Here is a 19,754-nt window from a genome sequence, read left to right on the forward strand (position 1 = left end):
TGTTTTCATATCCGCCGGACCGGTAGCCGGCGATGCTTCGAAAGGACTCCATGACGAAAACGCGCATGCTCTGCGCCACCGCCCTGCTGGCCTTCAGCACTCTCGGCGCGTCGGCCCAGATCCTGATCGGCCAGACCGCCGGCATGACCGGCTCGGTGGCCGCGAGCGTGAACGAGACCATCGGCGGCGCGAACCTGGTGATCGACTCGGTCAACGCGCAGGGCGGCATCCACGGCGAGAAGATCGAAGTGCTGCGCATGGACGACGGCTTCGACGTGAAGCGAGCCAGCGAGAACGCGCGCGTGCTGATCGAGGAGAAGAAGGTGCTGGCGCTCTTCATGAGCCGCGGCACGCCGCACTCGCAGGCGATCATTCCCTGGCTCGACAAGAACGACGTTGCGCTCATCGGCCCCTCCACCGGCGCGATGGTGCTGCACAAGCCGCTGCAGAAGCACGTGTTCAACGTGCGCTCCACATACCAGCGCGAAGCCGAAAAAGCGGTGCAGCACCTGCTGACCATCGGCCTCACGCGCATCGCCGTGGTGTACGTGACCGACTCCTTCGGCGCCGACGCGCTCGAAGGCGCGATGACCGGCTTCGCCAAGGGCAAGACGAAGCCGACCGTGACCATCCCGGCCGACCGCGACAAGCCCGACTACAAGACCATCGTGCCGGCCATCAAGGGCGCCGACGCGCAGGCGGTGGTGTGGATCGGCTCCGGCGTGGCCGTGGTCGACGGCATCAAGGCGCTGCGCGCCGCGGGCTCGGCGGCGCAGGTGGTCACGCTGTCGAACAACGCCTCGTCGGGCTTCATCAAGCAACTGGGCGAGGCAAGCCGCGGCGTGATCGTGACGCAGGTGTTTCCGAACGAGCGCTCGCTGGGCCATCCGATGGTTAAGGAAGCCCTGGCTCTGGCGCAGGCCAAGGGCCAGTCGGAGCTGTCGCCGGCCGCGCTCGAAGGCTTTGCCTCGGCCAAGGTGCTGGTGGAGGCGCTGCGCCGCGCCGGCCCCAAGCCGACCCGGGCAAAGGTGGTGGCGGCGCTCGAAGGCCTGCGCGGCTACGACCTGGGCGGAGGGCTCGAAGTGAGCTATTCGTCCACCGACCACAGCGGCATCGATTTCGCGGACCTGTCGATCATCAGCGACGGTCGCTTCAAGCGTTGAGTCCCCGCCCCGAAAGGGGCGAGTTGAACGGCCCGCCGGCCTGCCCGGCGGGCCGCTTTTTTTCCGGGCGCTGGAAACCTTGGTTTGACAGGGTTTGCGTGAGCTAGCGATACGTGACGTTCGGCAACACATTACACAGTTTCTGACACAAGCGATCGCTTCCTGGAAAGGCTCTGCTCGATGAAGAAGACGTTCACGTCCTGCGCCGCTGCGCTGTTCCTTGCCATGGCGGCGGCGGGCGCATCGGCCCAGATCCTGATCGGCCAATCGGCCGACCTCTCGGGCCCGGTGGCGGCCAGCGTCAAGGAAACCATCATGGGCTCGCAGCTGGTCATCGACCAGGTCAACGCCCAGGGCGGCATCAACGGCGAGCAGATCGAAGTCATCCGCATGGACGACGGCCTCGACGCCAAGCGCTCGCTGGAGAACACGCGCGTGCTCATCGAGGACAAGAAGGTCGTCGCGCTGCTGCTCAATCGCGGCACGCCCAACACGCTCGCGGTGATCCCGCTGCTCGACAAGCACGGCGTGGCGCTGGTCGGCCCCTCCACCGGCGCGATGGCGCTGCACAAGCCGGTGCAGAAGAACATCTTCAACGTGCGCTCCACCTACCAGCGCGAGGCCGAGAAGGCGGTGCAACACCTGCAGACCACCGGCATCCAGCGCATCGCCGTCGTGCAGGCGGACGACTCATTCGGCAAGGACGCGATGGAAGGCGCGAACAAGGGTTTCGAGAAGGCCAACCTGAAGCCGGCCGTGGTGGCCCTGGCAGATCGCAGCAAGCCCGACTACACGGCCATCGTGCCGCAGCTCACCAAGGCCAACGCACAGGCGGTACTGTGGATCGGCTCGGGCACGGCCGTGACCGACGGCATCAAGGCGCTGCGGGCGGCGGGCTCGGCGGCGCAGATCATCACGCTGTCGAACAACGCGGCCTCGGGCTTCATCAGGGAACTGGGCTCGGCCAGCGCGGGCGTGATCGTCACGCAGGTGCTGCCCTACGAGCGCGCCTTCGGCCATCCGCTCATCAAGGAAGCACTGGCGCTGGCCAAGGCCAAGGGCCAGAACGAGCTCTCGCCCGCGCTGCTGGAAGGCTTCGTCGCCACGAAGGTGATGGTGGAGGCGCTGCGCCGCACGGGCCCCAAGCCCACGCGAGCGAAGCTGATCGCCACGCTCAACAGCTTCCAGTACGACGTGGGCGGCGGGCTCGACATCAGCTACTCGCCGACCGACCACACGGGCATCGACTACGTCGATCTCTCGATCGTGAGCGACGGCAAGTTCAAAAGGTAGGCTCGCCCCCAGGCTTCGCGCACTTCGTGTCGCTGCGCCAACCCCCTACCGGGGGCAACACCTGCGGCCCGGCAAAGCCGGTTCCGCAGTGTTCCGGCATGCCCCCTGGCGTTACTTCGGCGCGGCGGCGGGCGCGGGTTCGTGCGTGGTGGTGTCCCCACCATGCTTCTCGCCCGACATGTCGACCTTGTCACCGGCCTTCGAGATCACGTACAGGGCAATGGCGGCGAAGATGACGAAGCCGACGGCGAGTTTCCACATGGGTTTTGTCTCCTGGATGGTTCAAGAAAAAGGCCTCATGCGGTCGGCATGAAGCCTCTTTGTTCAACAGGCAGGTAGAAGGATTCCGGTATTTCGCGGGGAACACCGCGGAACCGGCTTTGCCGGGCCGCAGGTGTTGCCCCCCCCGGAGAGGGGGTTGGCGAAAGCGCACGAAGTGCGCGAAGCCTGGGGGTCAGTCAATCATTGGCGTAGATGTCCACGTCCTTGGTTTCGCGGATGAACAGCGTGCCCACCACGAGCGTCATGCCGGCGATGATGATCGGATACCACAGGCCGTTGTACATGTTGCCGGTGGAAGCCACGATGGCGAAGGCGGTGGTCGGCAGCAGGCCGCCGAACCAGCCGTTGCCGATGTGGTACGGCAGGCTCATCGAGGTGTAGCGGATGCGCGTGGGGAAGAGTTCCACCAGCATCGCTGCGATCGGGCCGTAGACCATGGTGACCAGCAGCACCAGCCAGAACAGCAGCACGATGCTCAGCACCTTGTTGATCTTGGCGGGGTCGGCCTTGGCCGGATAGCCCGCGATCTTCAGGTCTTCGGCCACGCCCTTCTTGAAGGCGGCGATTTCCTTGACCGAGTTCTCGTCGAACTTGGAGTTCACGACGTTGCCGATGGGCGCCTCGACCGACTTGTCGCCGATCTTCACGACGGCCTTCGAACCCGGCGCGCCGGCCACGTTCTCATAGCTCACCGAGTTCTGCACGAGGTAGCGCTTGGCGATGTCGCAGGAGCTCTTGAAGTCGATCTCGCGCGCCACCGGATTGCCCTGGAACGAGCAGGTGGCCGGGTCGGCCGTCACCGTCACGCCGGCCGTGGCCTGAGCACGGGCCAGGTCGGGGTTGGCGGCTTCGGTCAGCATCTTGAAGACCGGGAAGTAGGTGACCACCGCCAGCAGGCAGCCGGCCATGATGATCGGCTTGCGGCCGATCTTGTCCGAAAGCGTGCCGAACACCACGAAGAACGGCGTGCCCAGCAGCAGCGCGGCGGCGATCATCAGGTTGGCGGTCGTGGCGTCGACCTTGAGCTGCGCCGTCAGGAAGAAGAGCGCATAGAACTGGCCCGAATACCAGACCACCGCCTGGCCGGCCGTCAGGCCCACCAGCGCCAGGATCACGATCTTCAGGTTCTTCCACTGGCCGAAGGACTCGGCCAGCGGCGCCTTGGAGGTCTTGCCCTCGGCCTTCATCTTCTGGAAGGCGGGCGACTCGGACAGCGTCAGGCGGATCCACACCGAGATGCCCAGCAGCAGGATCGACACCAGGAACGGAATGCGCCAGCCCCAGTCGTTGAAGACCGCTTCGCCCATGAACTCGCGCACACCCAGGATCACCAGCAAGCTCAGGAACAGGCCGAGCGTGGCGGTGGTCTGGATCCACGAGGTGTAGGCGCCGCGCTTGCCGTGCGGCGAGTGCTCGGCCACGTAGGTGGCGGCACCGCCGTACTCGCCGCCGAGCGCGAGGCCCTGCAGCATGCGCAGCGCGATCAGGATCACCGGCGCCGCGACGCCGATGGTCGCGTAGCTCGGCAGCAGGCCGACGATGAAGGTCGACAGACCCATGATCAGGATCGTGACCAGGAAGGTGTATTTGCGTCCGATCATGTCGCCCAGTCGGCCGAACACGATGGCGCCGAACGGACGCACCAGGAAGCCGGCGGCGAACGCCAGCAGCGCGAAGATGAAGGCCGCGCCCGCATCCAGGCCGCTGAAGAACTGCTTGGCGATGATCGCGGCCAGCGAACCGTAGAGGTAGAAGTCGTACCACTCGAACACGGTGCCCAGCGAGGACGCGAAGATGACTTTCTTCTCCTCCGAGGACATGGGCCGGGGGGCCGGATGCGGCACTCCCCTCGAATCTAGTGCGGCTGCCATTGGTCGTCTCCTGTGTGTATGCGTTCATTGCGGCACCCGGTATCCGGGACCGTGAAGGCATTCTTGGAGACGCGACTGACCCGATCCTTTCGCGAAACTGAACCGGCGCTTACGTTCTAGGGTGAAACCCGCGCGGCACGTTTCAGCTTGTAAGAAATCGAGCCTCTTTCCCGCCTATCGCGGGTTTGTCCTCAGGCCGGCTTGCCGCTGCGCAGCAGGGCCGGTCGCTGGTCGGCAGAAGCCCAGTCCGGGCCGTCGAACCAGTCGTCGCCCGCCAGGTAGGCGCGCAGCATCCGCAGGCCGTCGAAGCCCCAGAACAGGCGGCCGTCGACCACGTAGGCCGGGGTGCCGAACACGCCCTGCCGCAGGGCTTCGTCGGTGTTGCGCTTCAGCAGGGCCTTGCTCTCGTCGCTGTTCGCGTCGCGCTTCGGCTTGAGCTGCGCGGTGAGCGCGGCAAGGCGCGCGGGGTCGCCGGCTTCCTCGCCGCCGCGCCACACATGGCGGAAGATGGTCTCGGCCACGAGGCGGCTGATGCTGCCGTCGTCGCTCGTGGACACCGCCAGCCGCAGGTGCGCCAGCGGGTTGTAGGGATGCGAAGCGGGCATCCGGATCTCGATGCCGTGCGTGTGGCCCAGCCAGAGCACGTGGCGGTAGGTCCAGCTGCGCTTCGACGGGATCTCCGCCGGGCCGAGCTGGCCGTGCTGCTTGAGCAGAGCGCCCAGCAGCACCGGCTTGTAGGCCACGCTGTAGCTGAGGCCTTCGAGCGCCTCGGGCAGGTGCTCGAAGGCGAGGTGCGCGTAGGGCGAGATGAAGTCGAGATGGAAGTCGATGTGCTTCATGCGCTGCTTTCTCCTTCGTTCCCTGCATTCGTTTCGGGCATGCGCCAGATGCCGGCCCTGGCCCGCAACTCTATCGCCCGCCACACGTGGCGCCGGGTCTCGTCTTCCATCTTGCTCCAGCCCGCGATCTCGGGGATGGTGCGCAGGCAGCCTTCGCAGAAGCCGCTCAGGCGGTCCATGCGGCACACCGAGCAGCATGGCGAGGGAACGTCCTCCTCCACGGCCTGCACGGCCACCGCGCGGCCGGCCAGCGTTTCCGCTTCGGCGAAATTCACACCACGTCGGCCACCGGCGCGCCGGTGAGCTTCTCGAGGTCGTGCGGGCGCAGCTGGAACACGGCATGCGGATGGCCGGCGGCGGCCCAGATTTCCTCGAAGCGGAAGAGCTCGCGGTCGATCAGCACCACGGGCGGCGTCAGGTGGCCCACGGGCGAGACGCCGCCGATGGTGAAGCCGGTGCGCGACTTCACGAAGTCGGCATCGGCGCGGCCGGTCTTCCCGACCAGCGCGTCGACCTTCTTCTCGTCCACGCGCTTGTCGCCCGATGTGATGACCAGCACCGCCGACTCGTCGCTCTTGCGCCTGAAGATGATGCTCTTGGCGATCTGCCCGACCGCGATGCCGAGCGCGTCGGCAGCCTGCTGCGCGGTGCGGCAGGCGTCGTCGAGCATGCGTGGGGAATGGGGGTGGCCGGCATCCTGCAGGGCGCGGGAAACGCGCTGGACGCCTTCGGGGAGGTTATGGAGTTCGGATCCGCACATGGTGGCTTCGAATCTATCAGGCTGCGGGGCGGTGAAGGCCGGCCCCGTCAGGCGCTGCGCTTGAACAGGAACAGCATCGCGCCCATGGCCATCAGCACGCCGCCGAAGACGCGGTTCTGCGCCCGCCGTGCCCGCACGCTGCGCAGCATGCCCTGCAGCCGCGCGGCCAGCCAGGCATAGCCGTGCATCACGGTCACGTCGACCATCACCGTCGTGGCCAGCAGCACCAGCAGCTGCAGCCACAGGGGCCGCGTCGGCTGGATGAACTGCGGCAGCACGGCGGCCATGAAGACGATGCCCTTGGGATTCGTCACGTTGGTGAGGAAGCCGCGCAGCACCCGCTGCGGCGCCGTGAGGTCGGGCTCGGTCGCCTCCGTCGCGTCGCCCTCGATCTTCGCGACGGGTGCGCGCCACTGGCGCCAGCCCAGCCACAGCAGATAGCACGCCCCCACCACCTTGACCACCAGGAACGCGCTGGCCGAGGCGGTGAGCACCGCGCCCACGCCGAGGCCGGCCACCAGCAGGATCACCGCGAGCCCCAGCTGCAGCCCCACGATGGTCGCGGTGGTGCGCCGCACGCCGTAGCTGAGCCCATGGCTCATGCTGAGCACCGCGCCCGAACCGGGCKACACCGCGATGACGCAACTGGCCACCAGGAATGCAAGCCACACATGCAGATCCACCGACTACTCCCGTCTACCTGTTCAATTCAGCGATTCAGCCGGCCCGCTTGGTGCGGATGGCCTTGGAGGCGCGCGAGTTCGGCTCGCGGCCCAGCGCCTCGCTGATGTAGACACCCGCGTCGATCAGCCTGTCGAGGTCGATGCCGGTCTCGATGCCCATGCCGTGCAGCATGTAGACCACGTCTTCCGTCGCCACGTTGCCGGTCGCGCCCTTGGCATAGGGGCAGCCGCCCAGGCCGGCCGAGGACGACTGGAAGTTCCACACGCCCAGCTCGAGCGCCGCCAGCGTGTTGGCGAGCGCCTGCCCGTAGGTGTCGTGGAAGTGGCCGGAAATGGCGTCGACATCGAAGTGCGCCAGCGTGGCTTCCATTGCCGCCTGCACCTTGCGCGGCGTGCCCACGCCGATGGTGTCGGCCACGTCCACGCGCTGCACGCCGATGCCCTTCATCAGTTGCGCAAGGTAGCCGACCTTGGCCGGCGCGATCTCGCCTTCATAGGGGCAGCCGACCGTGCACGACATCGCGCCGCGCACATGGATGCCCTTCTCGAGCGCAGCGGCGACCACGGGTGCGAAGCGCTCGATGCTCTCGGCGATGGAGCAGTTGATGTTCTTCTGGCTGAAGGCCTCGCTCGCGGCGCCGAACACCACGATCTCGTCGGGCCACTCCTCGCGCGGCGCGGCGATGGCCGCCTCGAAGCCCTTCATGTTGGGCGTGAGCACCGAATAGCGCACGCCGGGCTTGCGCCGGATGCCGTGCATCACTTCGGCGTTGTCGGCCATCTGCGGCACCCACTTGGGGCTCACGAAGCTGGTGACCTCGATCTCCTTCAGGCCCGCGTCCTGCAGGCGGTGCACGAGGCCGATCTTCACTTCGGCGGAAACGGGCTGCTTTTCGTTCTGCAGGCCGTCGCGCGGGCCGACGTCGACGAGCTGGACTTTGGTGGGGAGTTTCATGGGATGTCTCTTGTATCGCTGGAGGATGGAAGACCGCCCTGGATTGTCGGCCACATGGAAATCCCCTGCCTGGTACGGAAGCCGGGGAAGGTAGCAATGCGCGCCTGCGAGGTTGCAAATGGCGCCAGCCTAGGCCGTTTCCCTTTGCTCGAAGCCATCGGGCACAACCTGCGCCGCGATGGCACCAGTCGGCTCGCCAACGTCGACCGCATCGACGCGCGCGCCTTCCGGCCCCTGGCGCGCCCAGCGGATCAGCGCTTCCACCGCGGAAGCCTCGCCGGCCGCAAGCGCTTCCACGCTGCCGTCGCGCCGGTTGCGCACCCAGCCTCGCAGGCCGATCCGCTTCGCCGCCTGCACCATCGACCAGCGATAGCCCACGCCCTGCACGAGGCCTCGGATGGAGAGATGGCGGGTGACGGTGCTCATGACTTGAGAGAGAGAAGTCAATACGACTTGGGCAGCCCCAGCGCCTTCTCGGCGATGAAGTTCAGGATCATCTGCGGGCTGACGGGCGCGATGCGCGGGATGTAGCTCTCGCGCAGCAGCCGCTCCACATGGTATTCCTTCGCGTAGCCCATGCCGCCGAGCGTGAGCACCGCGTTCTGGCAGGCATCGTGCGCCGCCTCGGCCGCGAGGTACTTGGCGGCGTTGGCCTCGATGCCGCAGGGCTCGCCCGCGTCGTAGAACGTGGCGGCCTTCAGCATCATCAGGTCGGCCGCCTCCAGGTTGGCCCAGGCGCGCGCCAGCGGATGCGCCACGCCCTGGTTCTGGCCGATGGGCCGGCCGAACACGACGCGCTCCTGCGCGTACTGCGAGGCGATGCGCAGCGCCGCGCGGCCGATGCCGATGGCCTCCGCCGCGATCAATATGCGCTCGGGGTTGAGGCCGTGCAGGATGTATTCGAAGCCCCGGCCTTCCTCGCCGATGCGGTCTTCTTCCGGCACTGCGAGCCCGTCGATGAAGAGCATGTTGGAGTCCACCGCCGCGCGGCCCAGCTTGTGGATCTCGCGCACCTCGACCTTGCTGCGGTCCAGCGGCGTGTAGAACAGCGTGAGGCCCTGCGTGGGCTTCTTCACCTGGTCGAGCGGCGTGGTGCGCGTGAGGATCAGCATGCGGTCGGCCACCTGCGCGGTCGAGATCCAGATCTTGCGCCCGTGCAGCACATAGCCGCCCCCGGGCCTGCGCACAGCCTGCGTCTTGAGGCTGGTGGTGTCGAGCCCCGCGTCGGGCTCGGTCACGGCGAAGCAGGCCTTCTCGGTACCCGCGATCAGCGGCGGCAGGAAGCGCTGGCGCTGTTCCTCGCTGCCGAACACCACCACCGGGTTGAGCCCGAAGATGTTCATGTGCACCGACGATGCGCCCGACATGCCGGCGCCCGATGCGCTGATGGCCCGCATCATCAGCGCCGCCTCGGTGATGCCCAGCCCCGCGCCGCCCTGCGCCTCGGGCATGGCGATGCCGAGCCAGCCGCTCTCGGCCACGGCGCGGTGGAACTCGTGCGGGAACACGGCGCGGTCGTCGTGGTCGCGCCAGTAGTCGATGGGAAAGTCCTCGCAGAGGCGTTCGATGGCGGCGACCAGCGAGCGCTGGTCTTCGTTCAGGGAGAAATTCATTCTTCGCCGTCTTTCTTCAATGAGTCCGGTTGCAGCGTGACGCCGCTTTCGAGCATGCGTTGGATGGCCTCGTCGCCGTAGCCCGCTTCGCGCAGCAACTCCACGCTCTGCTCGCCGATGCGCGGAGTGGGGCGGCGGATGGCGGTGGGCGTGGCGCTGTAGCGGCCGACCGGCGCGAGGGTGCGGATACGGCCCTCCGTGGGATGGTCGAGCTCGGGGTAGAAACCGACGGCGCGCAGGTGCGGGTCGTCGAGCAGGCTGTCGGTGGTGTGCAGCCGCGCGACGGGAATGTCCGCGGCATTGAGCGCGGCAAACCATTCGTCGCTGGTGCGCGTGGCCATCACCTCGGCCACGAAGGCGTAGACCGCGCCGATGTTCGCGGCGCGCGCGGTGTGCGTGCCGAACATCGGCGAGCCGCGCAGCTCGGGCCGGCCGATCACGTCGAAGAAGGCCTGCCAGTGCTTGTCGTTGTAGATGAGCACGCTGAGGTAGCCGTCGGCCGTGGCGTAGGGCTTGCGATGCGGCGCGAGCAGGCGCGCATAGCCGGTGGGGCCGAGCGGCGGCTCGAAGCTGTGGCCGCCGAGGTGGTCGCCCATGACGAACTGCGACAGGGCTTCGAACATGGGCACTTCGACGGCCTGGCCCTTGCCGGTGCGCTGGGCATGCAGCACGGCGGCGAGCAATGCGATGGCGGCTTGCAGGCCCACGGCGCGGTCGGCCAGCGTGACGGGTGCGTAGCGCGGCGCGCCGCCGCTTTGCTGCGCGAACAGCGAGGCGACGCCCGCTGCACCCTGGATGAGGTCGTCGTAGGCGGGCTTGCCGGCATAGGGCCCCTGCTCGCCATAGCCGAAGGCGCCGAGGTAGACGATCTTCGGGTTGACCGCAGCCACGGCTTCATGACCGAGCCCCAGCCGCGCCATCGCCTGCGGCCGCGTGTTGTAGATCAGCGCATCGCAGCCCGCCGCCAGCCGCAGGCAGGCCTCGCGGCCCTCGGGCTGCTTGAGGTCGAGCGCGATGGAGCGCTTGTTGCGGTTGAGGTGCATCGACATCGCGCCCATGCCCGGGTTGCGCATCGGGCCGACGGCGCGCAGGTTGTCGCCGCCGGGCGGCTCGACCTTGATGACGTCGGCGCCGAGGTCGCCGAGCGTCTGCGTGGCGTAGGGGCCCATCACCACGGCCGTGAGGTCGAGGATGCGGATGCCTTGGAGAGGTCCGGAGGAGTTCATGTCTTCGCTCCTTCCCCCGCTGGGCGAAGGCCGGGATGGGGGCAAGCAGGGCGCGCGATGGAGGCGCGGTTCGCCCTCACCCCCACCCTCTCCCCGGGGGGAGAGGGTGTCATGCAGCCCTTGTCTTGCCCCCTCTCCCGCTGGCGGGAGAGGGTTGGGGTGAGGGTGAGGACCGCGGCGCGCAGCTTCATTCGGGCTGTATCCCCGCGGCCTGGATCAGCTTCTTCCACTTCGCCAGCTCCGACACGGTGAAGGCGCCCAGCTCCTCGGGCGTGCTGCCGAAGGCATCGAAGCCCAGCTTCGCCACGCGCTCGCGGAAGACCGGCCCGTTGGCCATGTCGGCCAGCACCTTGTTGAGCTTGAGCACGATGTCGCGCGGCGTGCCGGCCGGCGCGAACACACCGTTCCAGGAGGTGATGTCGAAGCCCTTGAGCTCGGGCGTGTCGGCCAGCGGCGGCAGCTCGGGAAAGAGCTTGGTGCGCTCCTGCGTGGTGACGGCGATCGCGCGCATCTTGCCGGCCTTCACCGTGGCCAGGCCCGCGGCGAGGTCGACCACCATCATCGACACCTGCCCGCCGATCAGGTCGGCGATGGCCGGCGGCGTGCTCTTGTAGGGCACGTGCAGCATCGGCACGCCGCTCATGCGCGAGAGCGTGGCGCCGCTCACGATGCCGGTGCTGTTGCCGCTCGCGTAGGTCAGCTTGCCGGGATGCGCGCGGCCCCAGGCCAGCAGCTCGGCCACGCTCTTCACTGGCAGGTCGTTGTTCACCACCAGCATGAAGGGCAGGTTGCCCATGCGGCTGACGGGCGCGAAGTCTTTCACCGGGTCGTAGGGCAGCGACTTCATCAGGCTCGGGTTGGCCGAATGCGTGGTGTTGGTCGTCATGAACAGCGTGTAGCCGTCGGCCGCCGCCTTGGCGACGTACTCGGCCGCGATCACGCCGTTGGCGCCCGCCCTGTTGTCGATGATGACCGAGGCCTTCAGCGCATCGCCGAGCATCTGCCCCGCGATGCGCGCCACCGCGTCGGTGCCGCTGCCGGCGGCGAAGGGCACGACGATGCGTATGGGCTGCTTCGGGTAGCCGTCCTGCGCGAAGGCCCAGGGCATGGCGCCCGCGAGGCCCGCGGCGGCGCCGATGGAAATGAAACGGCGACGGTTCGCCATCGCGGCCGGTTGCACGGTCGCGTTCTTCGTTGTCTGCATGGTTTGTCTCCGGTTGTTGTGCTGTCGGTTCTCAGGGCCGGATCACGCGCTCCGGCGATTCCTCGTAGGGCGGGCTGTAGATCACCAGCACGCGCACCGGCTCGTCGCTCACCACGGTGAAGGTGTGCATCGCGTCGGCGGGAAAGAAGCAGCTGTCGCCCGGGTGCAGCTCCTGCCGCTGGCCGCCCACCTCGGCGACCGCGCGGCCTTCGAGCATGTAGCAGACCTGCTCGATGCCCGGGTGCGCATGCGGCAGCGCGCCCTTGCCCTTCTGGATGTGGCCGACCAGCACTTCGAGCTGCCTGGCGCCCACGGTCTCGGGACCGATCAGGCGCTTGTTCAGCGTGCCGGTGTGGTTGGCGGGGTGGTAGCCGGCGATCTCGGCCTCGCGGACGAAATAGCGGGGGGCTGCCGTGGTCGTTGTCATCGGGGGCTTTCGTTCTTGGGTTCGATGGCGAGGCAGGCGGAACGCAGCATCGCGGCGATCTCCTCGATCCGCGCCTCCATGCGGTAGCGCGGGCCAGCGACGGAGATGGCGTAGGCCTCGCCGCCGATGCGCAGCGGCCAGGCCAGGCCGATCAGGTCGGGAATGCTCTCGCCGAGGTTGCCGAACCAGCCGCGCGTGGCGGAGCGTTGCAGCTCGGCCTCGATGGCGTCGGCGGTGGTGAGCGTGGCGTCGGTCAGCGGCGCGAGAGTCGCGCCTTCGAGCAGCCGGCGGCGCTCGTCGGGGGCGAGCGTCGAGAGCAGCGCGCGGCCGATGGAGTTGGCGTAGGCCGGGCGCGTCTCGCCCGACTCGGCCGTGTAGCGGATGCTCTGCGGCGCGCTCAGCACTTCCAGGTACACCACCTGCCCCGCGTCGCGGAACTTGCCGAAGACCACCGTCTCGCGCGCCGCGTCGCGCAGTTCCTCGAGCGTGGCCTTCACCCGGTCGAGCACCGGGTCGTGGGCGGCAATGACCTGCGCCATAGCGAGGAGCCGGCCGGTGGGGTAGTAGCCCTGGCGGCGGCCGGTCTCGTACATGTAGCCCTGCTCCTCGAGCGTGCGGATCAGGCCCAGGCAGCTCGACACCGGCATGTCGAGCAGGCGCGCCATCTCCGAAAGAGCCAGCGGTTGCTTCTCCCGGGCGAAGAGTTCGACGATCTCGATCACCCGAAACGCAGTTTTCACAGTCATGAAAAGATTTTCATACTTGTGAAAAATCAGTGTTTCAGGGTTTCCCCTGCCCGCGATGCACTCCGGCGGGCCCGGAGGGAGGACGCGCCCCCGTCGTCAGTAGCCGCGCGCCGGATCGACCACGCCGGCGATCGGCAGCCCCTGCTCCATCGCGCGGATCTTTCCGGCGATCTGCGCGATGGACTCCTCGCGCAGCGTGCGCGCCGAGCCATGCGGCGTCACGGTGATCTTCGGGTGGCGCCAGAAGGCGTGGTCGGAAGGCAGCGGCTCGACCTGAAACACGTCCAGCGTCGCGCCCGCGAGCCGGCCGGCGTCCAGCAGCGGGATCAGGTCGTCTTCCACTAGGTGGCCGCCGCGCGCGATGCTGATGAGATAGCCCTCGGGCCGCAGCTTGCCCAGCGTGTCGCGGTTGAGGATGCCGTGCGTCGCCTCGGTCAGCGGCAACAGGTTGACCAGCACGCGCGTGGACGACAGGAACTCGTCGAACTGCGCCTCGCCGCTGAAGACGCGCACGCCCTCGATCTCCTTGGGCGAACGGCTCCAGCCCAGCACCGGGAACTCGAACTGCGCCACGGCCTTCGCCACGCGCTCGCCGAGCACGCCCAGGCCCATGATGCCGACCGGGAAGTCGCGCCGAAGCTTCGGTTTGCGGTAGCTCCACTTGCCCTCGCGCGCATCGGCCTCGTAGGCGTCGAACTCGCGGAAGTGGCGAATCAGCGTGTGGCAGACGTACTCGGCCATCTGGACCGACATGCCCGCGTCGTCGAGCCGCACGATGCGCGTGTGCGCCGGCACCTTGAGCTTGAGCAGCGCGTCGACCCCCGCGCCGATGTTGAAGATGCCGCGCAGCTTCGGCTGCTCGTCGAGAAACTCCTGCGGCGGCGCCCACACCACGGCATGGTCGGCCTGCGGCGCGCCGGGCTTCCAGGCTTCGATGACGGCATCGGGGAGTTCGGCCTTCAGGCCATCGATCCAGGGGTCTGGGCGGTTGTCGGTGAGGTAGACGGTGATTCGCATGGGCACGCATCTTAGGTCGCGCCCGCGTCGCCGTCGGCTTGTGCGGGCACTGGCCATCTCCTATCCTCGAACGTCCACCTCAGGAGACTCTTGGAATGATCAAGTTCAGCGTGATGTACCCCCACACCCCGGGCGCACGGTTCGATCACGACTACTACCGCGACAAGCACATGCCCCTGCTCAAGGCCCGCATGGGCGATGCCTGCCTCTCGTACACCATCGACAAAGGCCTGTCCGGCGGCGCGCCGGGCTCCGCGCCCGCCTACGTCGCCATGTGCCACGTGTTCGCCGAATCGGTCGAGTCCTTCCAGAAGGCCTTCGGCCCGCACCAGAAGGAGGTCAGGGACGACGTGAAGAACTACACCGACATCGTGCCGCTGACGCAGATCAGCGAAGTGGTGGTGGGCTGACCGAGGCAGCCCCTCGCCGCCTCAGCGCGGCGGCCGCTCCAGCGCCACCCAGCGCTGCACCGAGGGCCGCTGCCACTGCCTATCGGCGTAGGAGGACAGTCGCTGAGGCACGGCATCGCCGTTCATGACCAGGCGGTTGATCATCAGGGCCAGGTCGACGTCGGCGATCGACCAATCCCCGAACAGGTTCTCGGCACCGTCGGGCAGCAGCGCCTGCGCGACCTGGAATAGCGTCTTGGCCGCACGGTGGGCGGCCGCGGACAGCGGCGCTCCGGCCGGGCCGTAGAAGATCACCTCCGTCGAGCGCTCCTGCCGGACCGGCATCAGGTCGCTGCGAAGCCAGGCCTGCAACTGGCGCGCACGTGCGCGGACCCTGGGTTCACGCGGATACAGTGCCGTGCCGGCGAAGGTCTCGTCGATGTACTCGGTGATGGCAGACGATTCGGAAAGCGCGAAATCGCCGTGCACCAGCGTCGGCACGCGCTGGGTCAGCGACAGCTGCGAGAAGCCGGCCGCCCGGTGCTCCAGCGCACCCAGGTCGACGGGGGAGATGTGGAAGTCCAGTTGTTTCTCGTGCAGCGCCACGTAAACGGACATGGCGTAGGGGCTGGCGAACTGGGCGTCCACATAGAGGCGTAGCGGGTCCGGCATCGGGAAGAAGGCTCCTGCGCGAAATGGGCGCCTTAAAACAAAAGGCCTTGAAGCGGTAGGTGCGCGATCTTACTGACTTAGTCTTAGTTGGCGCGACGACGGCGCCACAGCACGCGCGTCAGCCATCCCAGCGGCAGCACCACCAGCAGCAGCCACGGCAGCACCGCCGCGACGAAGGTGATGAGCGAGCCCACGCTCTCCGCCAGCACCGAACCGGCATTGCGCAGCGCATTGCGCATCGGGCTGTAGCCGTCGCCGCTGCTCACCAGCGCGCGCTTGGCCGTGAACTGGATCTGGATGTGCTGCTTGCTGGTCTGCTGCGCCAGCACCTTGCGCTGCGTGGCGATGGCGTCGAGCTCGGCCTGCGTGTCGGACAAGGTGCGCTGGATGGCCAGCAGGTCGGTCATGGTTCGCTTGGTGACGGTGTCGCGCAGCATCGCGCGCAGGCTGTCGCGGAACTCGGTGCGATTCCTGATGCGGGCCTCGACGTCGATGACCTCGGCGGTCTTGTCCTCGCTGGTGGTGGTGTGCGAAACCACGCTGGCCACGCCCGCCAGGCCGCCGAGCAGCTTCTCGACGTCGGCGGGCTCCACGCGCATCTCCAGCATGGCGTTGCCGGGCTGCTGCGGCGTCTCGCGCAGCAGGGAGGACGACAGCAGCTCGCACTTCAGCGTGCCGCACAGGTCGCGCACCTTGCCCCAGGCATCGGCGAGCTGGTCGGCGGGCACCTCGACGTTCAGCTCCTGGCGCACGGCCAGGAAGCGCTGTAGGGGCGTGTCCTGGCTGTTCCGGGACTGATCGGTGGCCGCCTCGGCCGACCGCATCCGCATGTCCGCGCCCCCTGCGTAGCCGCTTGCGGCCTGCATGGGCGCGGGCGGCGGGGCCGGCTCGGAGAGCACGGCGGCCGCCCGCTTTTCCTCGCCGCTGCGGCCGCAGCCGGCCAGTGAAAGAGCCGCGGCCAGGGCCAGCAGGGCAATGCCCGCATGGCGGCGGACGGAGAAAGTGGGCATGCGATACGTCATGGAAGGAGTTCCCCTGGATGTTGACTACCGCAGCTCATACGGGCGTGCGCCCGCAACGGGGTTAACTTTTTTTCAGGCTGCCGCAGCGGCTGCGGCGCTCATCCGCAGCAGCTCGTCGCCCTCGGCCACCTGCTCGCCCGGCGCGAACATCAGCTCCTCCACCGTGCCGTCGGCCGGCGCGGCGATGGTGTGCTCCATCTTCATGGCCTCCATCACCGCCAGCGGCTGGCCACGGCTGACCTTGTCGCCGGCCTTGACCGCGAACGACACCACCTTGCCCGGCATCGGCGCGGTGAGGCGGCCGCCCTCGGCGTGCGTGTCGCCGGCATGGGCCAGCCGGTCGATGGCGGTGATCTTCGTCGCGCCCTTCGAGGCGAAGACATGGGCCACGGCGCCGTCGAGATGCACATCGAGCGTCTGGCGGCTGCCGGCGAATTCCACCTCGAACTCACCGCTCGGGAACTGGCCGATGACCAGCGGGCCCGCGGCGCCACCGGCCTCGAGCCAGAGGCCCCCATCGCGCTTGTAGGTCAGCAGCGCGGTCTGCTCGGCACCGCGGAACTCGAAGTCGAAGTGGCGCCGGTACTCGCCCAGCGAACGCCAGCCATCGCGCCGCGCGAAAGGATCGGGCATCTTCGAGGGCCACTCGGTGATCAGCGTGCGCGTGATCGCGGCGGCGGCAGCCAGCGGCAGCCCCAGGGGTTCGCGGTCGAACAGCACGGCACGCTCGCGCTCGATCAGCGCTGTGTCGAGATTGGCCTTCGAGAACGACTGCGTCGCCAGGATGCCGCGCAGGAACTGCACGTTGGTGGCCACGCCCACGATCTGCACCTGCGCCAGCGCAGCATCGAGCCGGGCCAGCGCTTCCTCGCGCGTGCTGCCGTGCACGATGAGCTTGGCGATCATCGAGTCGTAGAAGGGCGAGATCTCGCCGCCCTCGCGCACACCGTCGTCGATGCGCACGCGGCTGCGCTGGAAGGCGGTGGCTTGCGGCTTGCGGTACACGCGCAGCGTGCCGGTGGCAGGCAGAAAGTTGTTGTCGGGGTTCTCGGCGCAGATGCGCGCCTCGATGGCGTGGCCGTGGATCTGCAGTTCAGACTGCTTCGCCGGCAGCGCCTCGCCCGAGGCCACGCGCAATTGCCATTCGACGAGATCCTGACCCGTGATGGCCTCGGTCACCGGATGCTCCACCTGCAGCCGCGTATTCATCTCCATGAAGAAGAAATTCATCTCGCCGCCCTCTCGCTGCTCGACGATGAACTCGACGGTACCCGCGCCCACGTAGTTCACGGCACGCGCAGCAGCGACAGCGGCCTCGCCCATCTGCTTGCGCATCGCCTCCGTCATGCCCGGCGCGGGAGCCTCTTCGAGCACCTTCTGGTGGCGCCGCTGCACCGAGCAGTCGCGCTCGAACAGGTAGACGTAGTTGCCGTGCGTGTCGCCGAACACCTGGATCTCGATGTGGCGCGGGCGCTGCACGTACTTCTCGATCAGCACCGCGTCGTCGCCGAAGCTGTTGATGGCTTCGCGCTGGCACGAGGCGAGCGCGGCGGCGAAGTCCTCGGCCTTGTCGACCGCGCGCATGCCCTTGCCGCCGCCGCCGGCGCTGGCCTTGATGAGCACCGGGTAGCCGATGCGGTCGGCCTCGCGCTGCAGCAGCTGCGGGCTCTGGTCATGGCCGTGGTAGCCCGGCACCAGCGGCACGCCGGCCTTTTCCATCAGCTGCTTCGACTCGGCCTTCAGGCCCATCGCCTTGATGGCCGAGGGCGGCGGTCCGATGAAGACCAGCCCGGCGTCGGCGCAGGCCTGCGCGAACTCCTCGTTCTCGCTCAGGAAACCGTAGCCCGGGTGCACTGCCTCGGCGCCGGTGGCCTTGGCGGCTTCGAGGATCTTTTCCCAGCGCAGGTAGCTGTCTTTCGGCGCGCTGCCGCCCAGGTGCACCGACTCGTCGCAGGTGCGCACGTGGTTGGCATGCGCGTCGGCGTCGGAATACACAGCGACCGTGCGGATGGCCATGCGGCGTGCCGTAGCTGCAACGCGGCATGCGATCTCGCCACGGTTGGCGATCAGGATCTTCTTAAACATTCGGAGTGTCTCCCGGAGGATTCTTTTTCAGTTGAAACGCAGGCACCACGCCCGGATCGGGCCGGCCGCTGAAGATGCGGGCCACGCGGGCGAACAGCGCCTTGAGGAAGCGCCAGCTCTTGCGGATGAGCCACACGCTCGCCACAAGCACCAGCACGAAGAGCACGAGAAAGACGAAAGGGTGCGCCACCGCGAGCCACAGCCCCGCGGGCACCATCGTGTCTTCCACCAGCGAGGCGCCGACATTCGAGAACGGTTCGGGCGAGGTGTTGATGGCCGCGCGCGTCGTGGCCTTGGCCGCATGCGCCGTGGCCGCGAAGCTGCCGCCCAGCAGCGCCGCGACGATGGCCATCACGCCATGGTCCACGCCGAACACGCTGGCCGCGAGCGCCGCGCCCGCCGGAATGCGGATGGCCGTGTGCACCACGTCCCACAGCGAATCGAGCCCCGGAATCTTGTCGGCGAAGAACTCGATGAACACCATGAAGCCGCTGGCCGCGATCACCACCGGATGCGCCAGCATCTGCAGCCCGCCCGGAAGCGGCACCCAGCCGAAGTAGCCGGCCAGGCCGGTCAGCAGCACGACCAGGTAGAGCCGCACGCCGCTGGCCCAGCCGATGGCGGCGGCGAGCGCGAGCAGCTGCGGCATGTCGAGGCTGGTGTTCATCGTGTGATCTCCTGGCGTGGGCGATCGATCTCGATCAGGTCTTGCCGGCGTCCAGCCAAGAAGGCTTGCGCTTCTGCAGGAAGGCCTGCACGCCTTCGCGCCCCTCGTCGCTGGCACGGATGTCGGCGATGCCTTCGACGGTCTGCGCAATCAGCGCATCGTCGATCTCGCGGCCCGCCACGTCGGCGATCAGCTTCTTGCAGGCGCGCACCGCAGCCGGGCTGGCGCCTGTCAGCGCCTTCAGCAGCTCGTCGACCTTGGCGTCGAGCGCGTCGGCGGCCACCACTTCATGCACGAAGCCGATGCGATGCGCTTCGGCCGCGGTGAAGCGTTCGGCCGTGAGGAAGTAGCGCTGCGAGGCGCGCGTGCCCATCGCGCGCAGCACGTAGGGGCTGATGGTCGCGGGCACGAGGCCGATCTTCACTTCGCTCAGGCAATACCAGGCGGTGTCGACGCTCACCGCCATGTCGCAGGCCGCCACCAGTCCCATGCCGCCCGCGTACACGTCACCCTGCACGCGTGCGATGGTGGGCTTGGGGCACTCGGCGATGGTGCGCAGCATCTCGGCCAGCTTGCCCGCGTCGGCGACGTTCTCGTCGCGCGTGTAGTCGGCCATGCGGCGCATCCAGTTGAGGTTCGCGCCCGCGCAGAAGGCCGGGCCGTTCGCGCCCAGCACGATCGCCTTGACCTGCGGCGCCGCGCCGACTTCGGTGAAGGCGCGCGTGAGTTCGGCGATGACGATGTCGTCGAAGGCGTTGCGCGCATCGGGCTGGTCGAGCCAGATGCGGGCAATGGGGCCGTCGAAGCCCAACTGCAGCTTGGTGTATTCGCTCATGCCAG

At 68.0% G+C, this 19,754-nt stretch carries 22 protein-coding genes; 3 read left to right on the top strand and 19 right to left on the bottom strand.

Annotated elements, in window-relative coordinates:
* Window positions 1-50 precede the first annotated feature (50 nt).
* Window positions 51-1,163, top strand: a complete 1,113-nt coding sequence (locus QMO14_RS22395; protein WP_301509832.1) for an ABC transporter substrate-binding protein — start codon at window positions 51-53, stop codon at window positions 1,161-1,163.
* 180 nt (window positions 1,164-1,343) lie between these two features.
* A complete protein-coding gene (locus tag QMO14_RS22400; protein ID WP_301509833.1) occupies window positions 1,344-2,456 on the top strand; it encodes an ABC transporter substrate-binding protein in 1,113 nt (370 codons plus the stop codon).
* Window positions 2,457-2,567: 111 nt separating this feature from the next.
* Here QMO14_RS22400 and QMO14_RS22405 read toward each other — a convergent pair whose 3' ends face one another.
* From QMO14_RS22405 to QMO14_RS22470, 14 genes are all read right to left on the bottom strand, one after another.
* Window positions 2,568-2,717 (bottom strand): hypothetical protein, encoded by a 150-nt coding sequence (locus QMO14_RS22405; protein WP_295977744.1) that lies wholly within the window; start codon window positions 2,715-2,717, stop codon window positions 2,568-2,570.
* Window positions 2,718-2,914: 197 nt separating this feature from the next.
* Window positions 2,915-4,609, bottom strand: coding sequence for an MFS transporter (locus QMO14_RS22410; RefSeq protein WP_301509834.1), 1,695 nt, complete (start codon window positions 4,607-4,609; stop codon window positions 2,915-2,917).
* 191 nt (window positions 4,610-4,800) lie between these two features.
* Entirely contained in the window at window positions 4,801-5,448 is a 648-nt protein-coding gene (locus tag QMO14_RS22415; RefSeq protein WP_301509835.1) for a 2-hydroxychromene-2-carboxylate isomerase, read from the bottom strand.
* Window positions 5,445-5,699, bottom strand: coding sequence for a DUF1289 domain-containing protein (locus QMO14_RS22420; RefSeq protein WP_301509859.1), 255 nt, complete (start codon window positions 5,697-5,699; stop codon window positions 5,445-5,447). Before QMO14_RS22420 ends, QMO14_RS22415 begins: the two co-directional genes overlap by 4 nt.
* A 20-nt stretch (window positions 5,700-5,719) precedes the next feature.
* Window positions 5,720-6,208 (bottom strand): YbaK/EbsC family protein, encoded by a 489-nt coding sequence (locus QMO14_RS22425; RefSeq protein ID WP_126023736.1) that lies wholly within the window; start codon window positions 6,206-6,208, stop codon window positions 5,720-5,722.
* Between the two features lie 47 nt (window positions 6,209-6,255).
* Window positions 6,256-6,891: a LysE family transporter gene (locus tag QMO14_RS22430; RefSeq protein WP_301509836.1), complete on the bottom strand. Its 636-nt coding sequence runs from the start codon at window positions 6,889-6,891 to the stop codon at window positions 6,256-6,258.
* A gap of 34 nt (window positions 6,892-6,925) precedes the next feature.
* On the bottom strand, window positions 6,926-7,846 hold the full coding sequence (locus tag QMO14_RS22435) for a hydroxymethylglutaryl-CoA lyase (protein WP_301509837.1): 921 nt from the start codon (window positions 7,844-7,846) through the stop codon (window positions 6,926-6,928).
* Between the two features lie 129 nt (window positions 7,847-7,975).
* Entirely contained in the window at window positions 7,976-8,272 is a 297-nt protein-coding gene (locus tag QMO14_RS22440) for an acylphosphatase (protein WP_301509838.1), read from the bottom strand.
* A gap of 17 nt (window positions 8,273-8,289) precedes the next feature.
* Window positions 8,290-9,459, bottom strand: a complete 1,170-nt coding sequence (locus tag QMO14_RS22445) for an acyl-CoA dehydrogenase family protein (protein ID WP_301509839.1) — start codon at window positions 9,457-9,459, stop codon at window positions 8,290-8,292.
* Window positions 9,456-10,685 carry a CaiB/BaiF CoA-transferase family protein gene (locus tag QMO14_RS22450; protein ID WP_301509840.1) on the bottom strand — a complete coding sequence of 410 codons (1,230 nt, stop codon included), beginning with the start codon at window positions 10,683-10,685 and terminating at the stop codon, window positions 9,456-9,458. The genes QMO14_RS22445 and QMO14_RS22450 overlap by 4 nt, the downstream gene beginning before the upstream one ends.
* A gap of 187 nt (window positions 10,686-10,872) precedes the next feature.
* Window positions 10,873-11,889 carry a tripartite tricarboxylate transporter substrate binding protein gene (locus tag QMO14_RS22455; RefSeq protein ID WP_301509841.1) on the bottom strand — a complete coding sequence of 339 codons (1,017 nt, stop codon included), beginning with the start codon at window positions 11,887-11,889 and terminating at the stop codon, window positions 10,873-10,875.
* A gap of 31 nt (window positions 11,890-11,920) precedes the next feature.
* A complete protein-coding gene (locus QMO14_RS22460) occupies window positions 11,921-12,316 on the bottom strand; it encodes a cupin domain-containing protein (protein ID WP_301509842.1) in 396 nt (131 codons plus the stop codon).
* Entirely contained in the window at window positions 12,313-13,062 is a 750-nt protein-coding gene (locus tag QMO14_RS22465; protein WP_301509843.1) for an IclR family transcriptional regulator, read from the bottom strand. Before QMO14_RS22465 ends, QMO14_RS22460 begins: the two co-directional genes overlap by 4 nt.
* A 96-nt stretch (window positions 13,063-13,158) precedes the next feature.
* A complete protein-coding gene (locus QMO14_RS22470; RefSeq protein ID WP_301509844.1) occupies window positions 13,159-14,079 on the bottom strand; it encodes a glyoxylate/hydroxypyruvate reductase A in 921 nt (306 codons plus the stop codon).
* A gap of 95 nt (window positions 14,080-14,174) precedes the next feature.
* Here QMO14_RS22470 and QMO14_RS22475 point away from each other — a divergent pair, with 95 nt between their 5' ends.
* Window positions 14,175-14,489 (top strand): EthD family reductase, encoded by a 315-nt coding sequence (locus QMO14_RS22475; protein WP_301509845.1) that lies wholly within the window; start codon window positions 14,175-14,177, stop codon window positions 14,487-14,489.
* Between the two features lie 21 nt (window positions 14,490-14,510).
* Here QMO14_RS22475 and yfcF read toward each other — a convergent pair whose 3' ends face one another.
* From yfcF to QMO14_RS22500, 5 genes are all read right to left on the bottom strand, one after another.
* On the bottom strand, window positions 14,511-15,140 hold the full coding sequence (yfcF, locus tag QMO14_RS22480) for a glutathione transferase (RefSeq protein WP_301509846.1): 630 nt from the start codon (window positions 15,138-15,140) through the stop codon (window positions 14,511-14,513).
* 83 nt (window positions 15,141-15,223) lie between these two features.
* Entirely contained in the window at window positions 15,224-16,162 is a 939-nt protein-coding gene (locus QMO14_RS22485; RefSeq protein WP_301509847.1) for a DUF4349 domain-containing protein, read from the bottom strand.
* 72 nt (window positions 16,163-16,234) lie between these two features.
* The gene (locus QMO14_RS22490) at window positions 16,235-18,247 is read right to left on the bottom strand and encodes an acetyl/propionyl/methylcrotonyl-CoA carboxylase subunit alpha (RefSeq protein WP_301509848.1); all 2,013 of its coding nucleotides are present in this window, start codon (window positions 18,245-18,247) and stop codon (window positions 16,235-16,237) included.
* A complete protein-coding gene (locus QMO14_RS22495) occupies window positions 18,240-18,914 on the bottom strand; it encodes a DUF4126 domain-containing protein (protein WP_301509849.1) in 675 nt (224 codons plus the stop codon). Before QMO14_RS22495 ends, QMO14_RS22490 begins: the two co-directional genes overlap by 8 nt.
* Before the next feature lie 34 nt (window positions 18,915-18,948).
* On the bottom strand, window positions 18,949-19,749 hold the full coding sequence (locus QMO14_RS22500) for an enoyl-CoA hydratase/isomerase family protein (protein ID WP_301509850.1): 801 nt from the start codon (window positions 19,747-19,749) through the stop codon (window positions 18,949-18,951).
* Window positions 19,750-19,754: the final 5 nt, after the last annotated feature.

Origin of the sequence: Variovorax sp. CAN15, from assembly GCF_030462475.1 — a bacterium.
Classification (GTDB): Bacteria; Pseudomonadota; Gammaproteobacteria; order Burkholderiales; family Burkholderiaceae_C; genus Variovorax.